Annotated in this window: 10 protein-coding genes and 1 tRNA gene; 8 read left to right on the plus strand and 3 right to left on the minus strand. The window is 70.1% G+C overall.

Translation table 11 applies throughout. The features are described 5' to 3' along the window. The first annotated feature begins 3 nt into the window (after positions 1-3). From nhaC to mtnC, 5 genes are all read left to right on the plus strand, one after another. Positions 4-1,476 (plus strand): Na+/H+ antiporter NhaC, encoded by a 1,473-nt coding sequence (gene nhaC / locus ACKVMH_RS06040; RefSeq protein ID WP_412699626.1) that lies wholly within the window; start codon positions 4-6, stop codon positions 1,474-1,476. Positions 1,477-1,511: 35 nt separating this feature from the next. Further along, entirely contained in the window at positions 1,512-2,861 is a 1,350-nt protein-coding gene (locus ACKVMH_RS06045; protein WP_215220003.1) for a sodium-dependent transporter, read from the plus strand. Between the two features lie 74 nt (positions 2,862-2,935). Then, entirely contained in the window at positions 2,936-3,571 is a 636-nt protein-coding gene (locus tag ACKVMH_RS06050) for a methylthioribulose 1-phosphate dehydratase (protein WP_412699627.1), read from the plus strand. Beyond that, entirely contained in the window at positions 3,568-4,122 is a 555-nt protein-coding gene (locus tag ACKVMH_RS06055) for a 1,2-dihydroxy-3-keto-5-methylthiopentene dioxygenase (RefSeq protein ID WP_412699628.1), read from the plus strand. The genes ACKVMH_RS06050 and ACKVMH_RS06055 overlap by 4 nt, the downstream gene beginning before the upstream one ends. Beyond that, on the plus strand, positions 4,122-4,820 hold the full coding sequence (mtnC, locus tag ACKVMH_RS06060; protein WP_412699629.1) for an acireductone synthase: 699 nt from the start codon (positions 4,122-4,124) through the stop codon (positions 4,818-4,820). The genes ACKVMH_RS06055 and mtnC overlap by 1 nt, the downstream gene beginning before the upstream one ends. A 25-nt stretch (positions 4,821-4,845) precedes the next feature. Here the strand turns inward: mtnC and ACKVMH_RS06065 are convergent, their stop codons facing one another. The 3 genes from ACKVMH_RS06065 to hisS are packed head-to-tail and all read right to left on the minus strand — an operon-like array spanning position 4,846 to position 9,777. Further along, positions 4,846-6,459 (minus strand): calcineurin-like phosphoesterase C-terminal domain-containing protein, encoded by a 1,614-nt coding sequence (locus ACKVMH_RS06065; RefSeq protein ID WP_412699630.1) that lies wholly within the window; start codon positions 6,457-6,459, stop codon positions 4,846-4,848. 25 nt (positions 6,460-6,484) lie between these two features. Beyond that, on the minus strand, positions 6,485-8,377 hold the full coding sequence (locus tag ACKVMH_RS06070) for an HAL/PAL/TAL family ammonia-lyase (protein ID WP_412699631.1): 1,893 nt from the start codon (positions 8,375-8,377) through the stop codon (positions 6,485-6,487). Continuing rightward, positions 8,374-9,777, minus strand: a complete 1,404-nt coding sequence (hisS, locus tag ACKVMH_RS06075) for a histidine--tRNA ligase (protein ID WP_412699632.1) — start codon at positions 9,775-9,777, stop codon at positions 8,374-8,376. Before hisS ends, ACKVMH_RS06070 begins: the two co-directional genes overlap by 4 nt. Positions 9,778-9,909: 132 nt before the next feature. Here hisS and ACKVMH_RS06080 point away from each other — a divergent pair. The 3 genes from ACKVMH_RS06080 to pgaB form a co-directional block, all read left to right on the plus strand. Beyond that, a tRNA-Pro gene (locus ACKVMH_RS06080) sits at positions 9,910-9,986 on the plus strand. Between the two features lie 229 nt (positions 9,987-10,215). After that, on the plus strand, positions 10,216-12,246 hold the full coding sequence (locus tag ACKVMH_RS06085) for a tetratricopeptide repeat protein (protein WP_412699633.1): 2,031 nt from the start codon (positions 10,216-10,218) through the stop codon (positions 12,244-12,246). Between the two features lie 13 nt (positions 12,247-12,259). Then, a partial coding sequence (pgaB, locus tag ACKVMH_RS06090) for a poly-beta-1,6-N-acetyl-D-glucosamine N-deacetylase PgaB (protein ID WP_412699634.1) occupies positions 12,260-13,457 on the plus strand: 1,198 nt, incomplete at its 3' end.

A 13,457-nucleotide genomic window follows, 5' to 3' on the forward strand; every position in this document is an offset into this window, starting at 1 on the left:
CCGATGACCGATCTGCAGGCGCGGGAGCCGTCGCTGTTCCAGTCCTTGGTGCCGTTGGTGTTGCTGGCCACCCTGTTGGGCACGGCGGTCTACCTGTTCGGCGACAACGCGTCCTACGGCGCCAACCAGGTGGCACTGATGCTGGCCGCGGGCGTGGCCGCGATCATCGGTATCCGCAACGGCCTGCGCTGGGACGACATCCTGGAAGGCATGGTCGGCGGCATCTCGCTTGCCGTCGGTCCGATCTTCATCCTGCTGGCGGTCGGCGCCCTGATCGGCACCTGGATCCTCAGCGGGACGGTGCCCACCCTCATCGTGTACGGGCTGGCCCTGCTCGACCCGTCGTTCTTCTACCCGGCCGCGTGCCTGATCTGCGCGGTCGTCGGCCTGGTGATCGGCAGCTCGTGGACGGTGGCGGGAACGCTCGGCGTGGCCCTGATCGGCGTCGCCCAGGGGCTGGACATGTCACCGGCGATCACGGCTGGCGCGGTGATCTCCGGCGGGTACTTCGGTGACAAGATCTCCCCGTTGTCGGACACCACCAACATCGCCCCGGCCGCGGCCGGCAGCGAGCTGTTCGCGCATATCCGCCACATGCTGTGGACCACCGTGCCGAGCATCGTCATCGCGCTGGTGCTCTTCACCTTGATCGGGCTGGGCCAATCGCGCGAAGTCGCGCCCGACCAGGTCTTCGGCGACCTGCCGACGCTGCTGGGCACGCAGTTCGATCTCGGTATCCACCTGCTGATCCCGCTGCTCGTGGTCTTCGTGCTGGCCATCCGCGGCTTCCCCGCCTACCCGACGATCCTGGTCGGCGCGTTGCTGGGCGCGGTGTTCGCGGTGGTGTTCCAGCCCGACTTGGTGGTCGCGCTCGCCGGCAACGAGGCGCTGTCGCGCCCCATGGCACTGCTGGCCGGTGCATGGAAGGCTTTGTTCGACGGTTACGCTGCCAGCACGGGCAATGCCGCGGTGGACGACCTGCTCACCCGCGGCGGCATGACCAGCATGCTCAACACGATCTGGCTGATCATCTGCGCGATGGGATTCGGCGCGGTGATGGAGCGCGTCGGCCTGCTGGAGCGGATGATCCGCAGTGTGCTCAAGGCGGCGCGGTCGACCGGTTCGCTGATCATCGCCACCCTGGGCACCGCGATCGGCGCCAACATCGTGGCCGCCGACCAGTACATGTCGATCGTGCTGACCGGCCGGCTGTTCCAGCCCGAGTACGCCCGCCGCGGCCTGGCCCCGGTCAACCTGTCGCGCGCGCTCGAGGACGCCGGCACCATCACCTCGCCGCTGGTGCCCTGGAACACGTGCGGCGCCTACATGGCGGCCACCCTCGGGGTCGCCACGCTCGACTACCTGCCCTACGCGTTCTTCAACCTCGCCGGACCGCTGGTCGCCGCGATCTCCGCCTACGCGGGATTCAAGATCCTGCGCCTGAAGGCCGACCCCACCACGACCCCACAGGCCTGAGTCCGCACGGGCCGGCCTGACAACGGAGTTCAACCATGGAAAAGACCCCGATCCACGGCATGTGGTCGTCACGCCTGGCATTCATCCTGGCCGCGACCGGTTCGGCGGTCGGCCTGGGCAACATCTGGCGCTTCCCCTATCTCGCCTCCGATAACGGCGGCGGCGCGTTCGTGCTGGTGTACCTGGGCTGCATCTTCTTCGTCGGCCTGCCGGTCCTGATCGCCGAGATCCTGATCGGCCGCCACGGGCGCCGGAGTCCCATCACCGCACTGGCACAGATCACCCGCGAAACCGGCGCCCCAAGGGCCTGGGCCGGTATCGGCTGGATCGGCATCGTGGCCGGCGTGCTGATCCTCAGCTTCTACAGCGTGGTCGGCGGCTGGACCCTGCGCTACGCCTGGCTGTACCTGTCGCAGCTGTTTGGCGGCCCGGCCATCCTCGACCCGGCCGCGTCGTTCGGCGCGATGCTGGCCGACCCGGCGGCGCTCGCGCTCTGGCATGCGCTGTTCATGGCGGTGACCGTGGGCGTGGTGGCGCTGGGCGTGGAGAAGGGCCTGGAGCGGGCGGTCCGGTTCCTGATGCCGGCGCTGTTCCTCACGCTGCTGTTGCTGGTTGGCTATGGCGCGACCACCGGCCACCTCGGGCAGGCGGCGTCCTTCCTGTTCCGGCCGGACTGGAGCAAGGTGGATTCAGGCGTGCTGGTGGCCGCGATGGGCCAGGCATTCTTTACGCTGAGCCTGGGCATGTGCGCGATGATGACCTACGGCGCATACCTGCCCGCCAAGGTCTCGATCCCGCGCACCGTCGCCATCGTGGCGGTGTGCGATACCACCGTCGCGCTGCTGGCCGGCCTGGCGATCTTCCCGATCGTGATCTCCTTCGGCATCAGTCCCGAAGGCGGCGGTCCGGGCCTGATCTTCACCTCGCTTCCGCTGGCCTTCGAGGCGATGCCCGGCGGCATCGTCTACGGGCTCGCCTTCTTCGCGCTGCTTTTCGTGGCGGCGTGGACCTCGTCGATCTCGCTGCTCGAGCCGGCGACCGCCTATATGGTCGAGCGCGGCCGCAGCCGCAGGTCGGCGGCGCTGATGATGGCCGGGCTGTGCTGGGCGCTCGGGCTGGTGACGGTTTTCTCGTTCAACATCTGGTCGCACGTGCGCATGCTCGACCGTGACCTGATGGGCCTGATCGAGCTGGTCGCCAACGACATCATGTTGCCGTTGGGTGGCCTGCTCATCGCGTTGTTCGCCGGCTGGGTGCTGAAGGACAGCATCCTGCGCGAGCAGCTCGCAGGCATGCCCGCCTGGGGATTCACGGTCTGGCGCTGGCTGCTGCGCGTGCTGTGCCCCCTTCTGGTGCTGGCGGTATTGCTGAACGCGCTGCTCTGACATCCTGCCCGGCGCGCCCAAGCGCGTCGGGCGGCAGGCACCGCGGACCGGGCGGGTTTCGATAAACTCGCGCCATGGACACCCTCCCCTACGATCGCCAGCGGTTGAAACACTGCGCGGGCGAGATCATCCGCAATGTCCGCGAGCTGGCGTCCGCCGGCTGGACACCGGCGACCAGCAGCAACTTCTCGATGCGCCTCGACGATCGCCACGCGGCGATCACGGTGTCCGGCCGCGACAAGGGCCGGCTGGTCGAGGACGACATCATGGTGGTGGACATGGACGGCGCGCCGGTCGCGACCGAACACCGTCCGTCCGCCGAGACCCTGCTGCACACCCAGCTCTACGCGCGCTTCGGCGAGGTCGGCTGCGTGCTTCACACCCACTCGCTCAACCAGACGGTCGCCTCGCGGCTGTATGCGGGCGCGGGCCATGTGCACCTGGAGGGGTACGAACTGCTCAAGGCGTTCACCGGCAATAGCACCCACGAGACCGCGGTCGCGCTGCCCGTGCTGCCCAACAGCCAGGACATGCAGACCCTGGCCGCCCAGGTCGACGCGCTGCTGGACCGGCAGGCCATGTGGGGCTACCTGATCGACGGCCACGGGCTGTACGCGTGGGGCCGCGACATGGCCGAGGCGCGCCGGCACCTGGACGCGTTCGAATTCCTGCTGGCCTGCGAACTTGAACTGAGGAAGCTGCACCGATGAGCCGCCTGCGCATCTTTGCCGAGGACCAGCCCGCCACGCCGTTGCTGGCGACTGGCGACCACGAACGCATCGCCGCTGAGCTGGCTCCGATCGGGGTCGGTTTCGAGCAATGGGAAGCCGCGGCGCCGGTCGCGCCGGGTGACAGCCCCGAGACGATCCTCGCCGCCTACCGCGCCGACATCGACCGGCTGGTCGCCGAGCGCGGCTTCAGGAGCGTGGACGTCGTCAGCATCGCGCCCGACAACCCCAAGCGCGACGAGATGCGCGCCAGGTTCCTGGACGAGCATTTCCACAAGGAAGACGAGGTCCGATTCTTCGTCGCCGGTTCCGGCCTGTTCACCCTGCACGTGGGCGACCGGGTGTACGAGCTGCTGTGCGAGGCGGGCGACCTGGTGTCGGTGCCCGACGCCACGACCCACTGGTTCGACATGGGCCCGGAGCCGAGCTTCGTCGCCATCCGCTTCTTCACCGAACCCGACGGCTGGGTCGGCCACTTCACCGGCAGCGACATCGCCACGCGCTTCCCGCGCCTGGAACCGGACGGCAACTGATGGCCCGGGCGATCCTGACCGATATCGAGGGCACCACCAGCGGCATTTCCTTCGTCAAGGACGTGCTGTTTCCGTATGCCCGCCGCGCGTTGCCGGGCTTTGTCCGCGCGCACGGATCCGAACCCGGCGTCCGCAAGTGGCTCGACGCGGTGGCCGCCGAGAACGGCGGGATGTGCCGCGACGAGATGGTGGTCGAGGTGCTGCAGGGCTGGATCGACCAGGACCGCAAGCACACCGCGCTGAAGGCGTTGCAGGGCATGATCTGGGCGGCGGGCTACCGCGACGCCGACTTCACCGCGCACATCTACCCCGACGCGGCGGACGGGCTGGTCCGTTGGCACGCGGCAGGGCTGCCGCTATACGTGTATTCGTCCGGCAGCGTGCCGGCGCAGCGGCTGTTCTTCGGCCACAGCGATGCGGGCGACCTGACGCGGCTGTTCTCGGGCTGGTTCGACACCGAGATCGGCGGCAAGCGCGAAGTCGACAGCTACCGCCGCATCGCCGAGGCCATCGAACTGCCCGCCAGCGAGGTGCTGTTCCTGTCCGACGTCGTCGAGGAGCTCGATGCGGCGCGCGAAGCCGGGATGGACACCGTGCTGGTGGATCGCCGCGAGGACTACCCCGAGGCGCGCACCGGCGAGGCCACGGGCGGCCATCTCCGGGTGGAAACGTTCGACCGGATCGACCCGCAGGCCTGATCCCGTCGGTCCTGTCCGCGGCCCGCTACGGCGTCGCGTGCTGCAACCGGTAGGTCGTCGACGCCCGCTGTTCGCCCTGCCAGCGGTCGAACGCCCTGACCTCGACCCGGTGTTCGCCGGCGGGCAGGTCGGTTGGTAGTGCGCCACGCCACAGGTGGGTACTCGGGATCGCTTCGGGTGAACGGTCGTAGCCGCGCAGCTCGGTAGCGGCGTCATCGCGTGCGTTCTCGGCCAGCAGCCGAGGGTCCGGACGGTCGACCTTCCGCATCGGCCGCCACTCGCCACCGTCGACACGGAATTCCACGCGGGTGTCGTCCAGCCCCATGTACACGTTGGCGTACACCCCCCACGCCGGGTAGGCGCCCTGGCGCAGCACGCGAGGTGCATGCAGGCCGATCCCCGGAGTGTCGGCCGGGTCCGTGCCGCCCAGCCGCGCGGGGTGCCACGCCAGCCGGTAATCGCCGCCTGCGTCGACACGCAGGGTCGCATAGCCGTTGGGCGTGCCGTCGGCCATCGTTGCGGTGGGGAGACCGGCCGCGTCCTTGACGCCCGACCAGAATGCGCCACAGGCCGCACCCAGGTTGTACTCGTGAAGCGCGGTTGCGCCGTGCCAGCCGCTGGCGGCGTCGTGGTGCACGTGCCGCTGCACGTGGCCGTGGCCACTGAGCAGGAGCACGTGTGGAAATGCCCGCAGCAGTGCGAACAGGCGTTCGCGGTCGGCTTGGCGGAAGGTCTCGCGATCCGGTGCCGGGTCCGTGTCGAAGAACGGAATGTGCGCCGCGACGACCAGCAGCCGGTCTTTCGGCACCGTCGGCAGGTAGGCCTCCAGGAAGGCGAACTGCCCGTCGCGCAGGCCACCGACGTAGCCCGGTGCCGCGCCCGGCTGGTACACCACGTCGTCCACCACCACGAAGGTCGCACCCGGCTCCTCCCAGGCGAAGGTGTCGGGCCCGAAGTGGCGGCGGAAGGTCAGCAGCGATTGCTCATCGCCGGGCGCGTCGAAATCCAGGTCGTGGTTGCCTGCCGCGTGCAACCACGGCACGCCAAGCGACGCGGTCGCACGGTTGAGCGCGGGGTACAGGGCCAGGTCGTCGTTGACCACGTCACCCAGGGTCAGGCCGAGCTGCGCATTGTCATGCCCGCTGCCACGCACCGAGGCAACGATGTCACGCGCGTAGTAATCGACATCCACCAGCGAAGCGGTCTGCGGATCGGCAAACAGCACGACATCAAGCGGCCCGGCGGTGCGTTCGACCGGCAGCAGCCCCAGGTCGAACCGGGTATCGCCCTGCGCGGCAATGCCGCCGTATTCGAGCGGTGGCGAGCCGTCGGGGAGGTAATGGATCCAGAAGGCCGGCAGCCCTTCCGCGCCGGTGGGAAACGCGTAGGCACCCGGCTTGATCGCAAACACGGTGTCGCCCGGTCGGGCCGCGATCGCGTAGCGGCCATCCACGCCGGATCGCACCAGCACGCGTCCGTTCGACAGGCCGACGCCCGCGATACCGGCTTCGTCCGGGTCCCGCTGGCCGTTGCGGTTGACGTCGGCGTACACCTCGCCGGTGATCAACGCGTCCTGCGCGGCGCGCGCATCGGGCGACGCGGCCAGGGCGAGGAACAACGCGGTGGCTGGCAGGCGCATCGACACGGGATGCCTGGTACCGCCGCTACGCCGTGCGCGCGGCGGCGAGGACGATGCCGTCGCTCACCAGCTGCACCGCCGCGGCCACTTCGCCATCCAGCGCGCGGTCGCGTTGCAGGAACGGGATGCGCTCGCGGATGGCGGCATGCGCGGCGGCCACGGCGCTGCCCGGGCGGAACTCGTCCGACGCTGACAACTCCGCGCGAAGTGCCTCGACCTCCGCCAGGAACCCGCCGTGATGCGCGTGCTCGGTGCGCGGTTCACCGGAGATCTTTTCCGCCAGCGCGGCCGCATCGCCGCGCTTCGCCAGGGCGCGGGCGGCGTTGATCATGTCGCGCCGAAGGTCCAGCGCCTGCGCCGCCGTATACAGCTCGAGCCCGAGGACCTTGCCGAGGTCGTCGGCCATGGAGAGCACGTGGCGCGCCTCGTTGGCGCCCATCGACACGTGGTCCTCGGCGTTGGCGCTGGTCGGGATCGAGTACACCGAAGCCGGGTGCGCACGGCTGGCCAGGTCGTTGACGATCGCCGCCGCGGTGTACTGCACGATCATGAAGCCCGACTCGGTCGCATCCTCGTTGCCGATCAGGAAGCCCGGCAGGCCGTCGTTGGTGGCCGGGTCGACCAGCTTGTTGAGGCGGCGCTCGGAGATGCTTGCCAGCACCGGGATCGCCGCCTTGACGTAGCTCATCGCCAGCGCCAATGGCATGCCGTGGAAATGGCCGGCCGAGATCACCTGTTGCTCGACGTGCTCGCGGTCCGCATCGGGGAACACTATCGGGTTGTCGGTCAGCGCGTTGAGCTCGATCTCGAGCACGCGCGCGGCCTGCGCCACCGCGTCGCGCACCGCGCCATGCACCTGCGGGATGCAGCGCAGCGAGTAGCTGTCCTGCGGCTGGTGCTTCTTGCCGCCGCGGAACGGGCGGAAACGCGTGTAGAACTTCTCGCGGCCGTGGCGCTGGTTGAGCGGTACCCAGTCCCAGCCGATGTCGAAACGCAGCGCACGCGCTTCGTCGTCGTCCCACGCGTCCGGCGTCCACGGCCGGAACCGTGGCACCAGGTGGTACGGGATGTCGGCCAGGGTCGACCCCTCGAGCAGTCGGCGCAGGTGCGCGGCCACCTCGACCTGCCCGGGATGCGGACGCAGCGCGTGCACCTCCTCGGCGAAAGCGCCGAGCCGACCGGCGAAGGCATCGATGGTCATCGCCGCGGCCAGGTCGGCGGTGTCGAGCAGGTCCTCCAGCTTCGACAGCGCCAGCACGCCGCAGGCCAGCATCTGCGCGGTGCCGTTGTTGAGCGCCAGGCCTTCCTTGTAGGACAGCGTGACCGGTCGCAGGCCTGCACGCGCAAGCGCCTCGGCACCCGGCAGCCGGTCGCCGCGGTAGAAGGCCTCGCCGCCGCCCAGCAGCACGATCGCCAGATGGGAAAGCGGCGCAAGGTCACCCGACGCACCGACCGACCCCAGTTGCGGCACCACCGGCACGATGCCGGCATTGAGCATCGCCGCCAGCGCCTGCAGGGTTTCCACGCGAATGCCGGAATGCCCGCGCATCAGCGTATTGATGCGGATGCACAGCATCGCCCGCACCACCTCCGGCGCGAACGGCTCGCCGACGCAGACCGCGTGGGTGACGATCAGGTTGCGCTGGAGCTCCTCGTGCAGCGACTCGTGCGGGTTGACCGCATCCGCGCCCGCCCCGCTGCGCACGCGGTGCGCGCCCAGCAGGCGGTCGGCGTTGCTGCCGAAGCCGGTCGACACGCCGTAGATCGGCTCCTCGCGGCGGACCTGCTCGGCCAGGAACTCGGCCGCACGCGCGACAGCGGGCAGTTGTTCGGTGGCCAGCTCGACCTGCGCCCCGTGGGCGACGGCGACCAGCCCCGCGCGGGTGAGCGAGCGTCCGTCCAGCCGCACCGGCTTCATGCCCGCGCCTCCATGTCCGGCTGCGCCAGCTCGACCCGCAATGCCTGCGCCAGCTCGGCGCGCGCGACCTCGAACTGGTCCGCGCGTCGCAGGTCCTTGACCGTGACCGTGCCCTTGCCGATCTCGTCGGCTCCCAGTACCGTCACGAAGCGGATGCCGGCCTTGTCGGCGTACTTGAACTGCCGGGCCAGCTTGGAAGGCTCCATCACCACCTCGGTATTGAGCCCCGCGTCGCGCAACTCGCGCGCAAGCGACAGGCAATGCGGAAGCGACTCGGCGTCCATCTGCGTCACCAGCACCTGCACGCTGCTGTCGGCGGTCTTCACCAGGCCGGCCTCGCGCAGCTGCCAGAACAGTCGGGTCAGGCCGATCGAAATGCCGACGCCGGGGAGCTTCGACTTGGTGTAGTGGCTGGCCAGGTTCTCGTAGCGCCCACCCGAACAGATCGAGCCGATCTGCGGGTAGTCGTCGAGCGTCGTCTCGTAGACGGTGCCGGTGTAGTAGTCCAGGCCGCGGGCGATCGAGAAGTTGAGCGCGTAGTCCGACTCCGGCACGCCCAGCGCGCGCACCAGTTCAAGCACCTCGCGCAGCTCGGCCACACCTTCCTGCAGGGCCCCGTTGCTCGGGTCGAGCGCGTCCAGCCGGGCCAGCGCGTCGGCATGGGAGGTCGAGCGGATGCCGACGAACGCGAGGATCGCCGCGACCGACTCCGGCGACAGCCCGAAGCCGTCGCCGGTCAGCGTTTCGCGCACGTAGTCGGCGCCGCGCTTGTCGAGTTTGTCGACTTCGCGAAGCACGCGCGCCTGCAGGTCCGGGTCGACGACGCCCTGTGCTTCGAAGAACCCGCGCATCAACTTCCGGTTGTTGAGCTGGATGGTGAAGCGGCCGATCGCCAGCTCGGAAAACACCGCGTGGATGACCGCCGGGATCTCCGCGTCGAAGCGGGTGCTCAGTGAGTCCTTGCCGACCACGTCGATGTCGCACTGGTAGAACTCGCGGAACCGCCCGCGCTGCGCGCGCTCGCCGCGGTACACCCGCTGCATCTGGTAGCGGCGGAACGGGAACGCCAGGTCGTGCTCGTGCTCGGCGACGTAACGCGCCAGCGGCACGGTGAGGTCGAAGCGCAGTGCCAGTTCCGGCAGGCCGTCGCCCTCTCCCTGCGCCGCCTTGCCCAGCGCGCCGGTCGACTGGACGAAGTACACCTGGCGCTCGGTCTCGCCACCGGACTTGGTCAGCAACACCTCCGACAGCTCCATCACCGGCGTCTCGACGGGCAGGAACCCGAAGCGCTCGTAGTTGCGGCGGATGGTGTCGAGCATGCGCTGGAAGGCGATCTGGTCGCGTGGCAGCAGCTCCATCACCCCGGGCGGGGTGCGCGGCTTGATCGGCGCGTGGGACAAGGCGGGCTCCAGTGACGGCGGTGTCGCAAGGGAATCGCGACAGTTTAGCGGCCCGGCCGGCGCACCGGCGCCTGGCTGACGATTGTGCTTGCCTAGACCGGCGCCACTGTCTAAAATGCGCGGCTCTGCAGTCGGGGTGTAGCTCAGCCTGGTAGAGCGCTACGTTCGGGACGTAGAAGTCGCAGGTTCAAATCCTGTCTCCCCGACCAATCCGCAGAACGCAAGAAAGCCGGCCCAGCGCCGGCTTTTTTCGTTTCCGGGTTCCTCCCAGGCTACCCGCCCCTGCCCCTGCCCTTGCCCCTTGCGCGGAGCCACCACCGGGCCGGCTAATCGCGCGCCCGGATTTCTTTTCGTTCCCGTCCTGTTTGTGACGCAACTCACGTATTGTGTGGCAACCGGTCGCGGTTAGCCGCGCCGGTCTACAGGGGGAAACACCAGATGATCCACGCGAGCCCGGCGCGGCTTTGCGTCGCCATGGCCTTGTGCCTGTGCGGCGTGTCGCCCGCAACGGTCAGGAGCGACGCCCTCGAGCAGGCGACGCAGGCGCGTGCGCGCGGCGAGTGGCTGGCGGCTCTTGCCATCTACGAGCGCCTGCAGGCCGATTCCCCCGACGATGCCGAGCTGTACCGCCTGCGCACCCTCACCTTGGCGGACGTGGGCAGCGCCAGCCGCGCGTGGGCGTTGCTGCAGGCGCGCCCGGGCCTCTTCACCGCCGACGAAGCGGCCCGGATGGAGGCCGACCACGTGGCGCGCCTGGCCGTTTGGGGCGGCGCCCGCCCGCTCGACGAACCGCGGCGGCTGGAGGACATGCGACGCGCCGAAGCCGCGGCGCTGGCCATGCAGGCTGCCGACACCCCCCGCCACGCGTTCGACCGCCTGGTGATCCTCAACGGCCTGGAGCAGCACGCGCAGGCTGCCGACCTCTACCGCAGGTTGCGAGCGGAAGGGATCACGGTGCCGGCGTACGCGCTTGCCGCGGCCGGTGATTCGCTGCTGGCGGCCCGCCATCCCGAGGAAGCCGTCGAGGCGCTGGAAGGCGCAGCGGAAGCCCTCCACGACGACGTCGACACCCAGGTCGTGCTGGCCTACGCGTACCTGGAGTCCGGCCGGCACGCCGATGCAACCCGGCATCTCGCGCGGATCGTGCGCGCCGAGCCGGCGTGGCAGCGCGAACCCGGCGCGCGCACCGCGGACGCCAACTGGAACCGCTATTCGGCCGAGACCAACCTTGCGATGGTCCTTGCGTACTCCGGACACCCGGGCCGGGCCGAGGCGATGCTGGCGCCGATGGCCGCGATGGCGCCGGCAAGTTCCGACCTCAACGCCAAGCTGGGCGCCGTGGTCCTGCAACGTGGCCGCCCGGAAGAGGCGCTGCAGCGGTTCGACGTCGCCCATACGCAGGACCTGCGCAACCTGGACGCCCGGATCGGCCGGGTCGATGCGCTGGCCGAACTGGGCCGGATGCGCCGCGCACGCCGGGCCCACGACGCGGTGATGCAGGCCTGGCCGGACAACGTCCACGCGCGCCGCCTGCACGAGCAGTGGCGCCACCGCACCGGCTGGCAGGTCGAGGCATCGCTCCACGGGGGCCGCGGCGACGCTGATGGTCCCGCGACCGCATCGCCGCTGGGCAGCCGCGACGGCGGGCATGCGCTTACCGTCCGCTCGCCGCTGCTGGGCGATCGCTGGCGGCTTGGCGCCTTCCGCTCGGAGCAGTGGGCGGAATTCGACGACGCCACGCCGCGCGTGCGCGACCTGCGCCACGGTATTGGCTTGCATTTCCGCCATGACCGTCTGGAATGGGAGGTCCAGGCCGCACGCAGCGACGATCGCCGCACCGGTCCACTTGCCAACGATGCGACCGCGTACCGGGCCGCCGCCGGCTGGCGCTTCAACGACCAGTGGCGTGCCCGCGCGGAAGCCGGCCACAACGACGCTGATGCATCGCTGCAGGCGCGGGCCGCCGGCATCCTGGCCGACACCGCCGCCCTTGGCCTGCAATGGACGCGCGACGAGCGTGCCGGCCTTGGTGGCGAATTCCGCCAATGGCGCTACGACGACGGCAACCGGCGCGAGTCGCTGTCGGTGGACGGCTACAACGCGGTGCTGGCGATGCCGCGGCTGAGGTTCGAGCTGCGCGGCCAGGTCCATGTTGGCCGCGGCAGCCGCGACGACGCGCCGTACTTCAACCCGACCCGCGACGCCGGCTGGACGCTCGGTGCCGACCTGCGCACCACCCACTGGCAGCGCTACGACCACGCCTTCTCGCAACAGTTCGGGGTCGCGCTGGGGCAGTCCTGGCAGGACGGTTTCAGCGCTCAGTGGGTGCCTTCGCTGGGCTATCGCCACGCCTGGTCGCTGGGGTACGGGCGCTCGCTCGACTACGGCGTCAACTGGTCGCGGCCGGTCTACGACGGCCAGCGCGAGCGCCACCTTTCATTTGATGTCCAACTCCACTGGGGCCAATGACATGACGTCCCGCATGTCCCGCGTCCTCCTCGCCCCGGCACTCGCCCTGCTCTCGCTGCTCGGCGCTCCGCCGGCCGACGCCTCGCTGCTGGTGCTGAGCTACCACGACATACGCGACGACGTCGCGCGCCAGGGCGACGTGGATCCGCACGCGGTCAGCACCCAGAACTTCGCCGCCCACCTCGACTGGCTGCACGGCAACGGCTACACCGCGGTCGACCTGGACGATGTGGAGGCCGCCTCGCGCGGTGTGCGCCCACTGCCCGAGCGCGCAGTGCTGCTCACCTTCGACGACGGCCTGCGCAGCGTGTACACACACGCCTTCCCGCTGCTGCGCGCCTACCGCTTCCCGGCCGTGATCGCGCCGGTCACGGGGTGGGTGGACCTGCCGGCCGACAGTCACGTCGACTACGCGGGGCCCGCCTCGCATGACCGCGACGACTTCGTGACCTGGGCGCACCTGCGCGAGATGCAGGCCAGCGGGCTGGTGGAGGTCGCCTCGCACACCGACGCGATGCACTACGGCGCCTTGGCCAACCCGCAGGGCAACGTGATCCCGGCGGCGGTGACGCGCATCTACGACCCCGCCGCAGACGCCTACGAGACCGCGGCGCAATACCTTGCCCGCGTGCGCGCCGACCTCACCGCCAGCGCGGCCGCGATCGAGCGCGCGCTCGGCCAGCCGCCTCGCGCGATCGTCTGGCCCTACGCGGCCTACAGCCAGCGCACCAACGCGATTGCCGACGGGCTCGGCATGCGCTTCTCGTTCGACCTGGAAGGCACCCGGCCGGAGCGGCTCGCCGGCGCCGACCTGCACGGCCTCTCGCGGCTGCTGGTGACCGGCAACCCCGACGTGGTCGAACTGGTCGCGGAGCTGCGCGACGACGCCGACGCGGTCGAGCCGATGCGCGCCGTGCAGGTCGACCTGGACTACCTGTACGACCCCGACCCGGCGCAGGTCGAGCGCAACCTCGATGCGCTGGTCGAGCGCATGCACCGGATCAAGCCGAGCCATGTGTTCCTGCAGGCGTTCGCCGACCCGGACGGCGACGGCGCCGCCGACGCGCTGTACTTCCCCAACCGCCACCTGCCGGTGCGTGCCGACCTCTTCAGCCGCGTCGCCTGGCAGTTGTCCACGCGTGCCCGGGTGCGCGTGCACGCCTGGATGCCGGTGCTCGCATTCAGGCCGGCCGTTGCGCTCGCGCGAGCGC

It is taken from the genome of Lysobacter zhanggongensis (assembly GCF_046638635.1).
GTDB lineage: Bacteria > Pseudomonadota > Gammaproteobacteria > Xanthomonadales > Xanthomonadaceae > Novilysobacter > Novilysobacter luteus.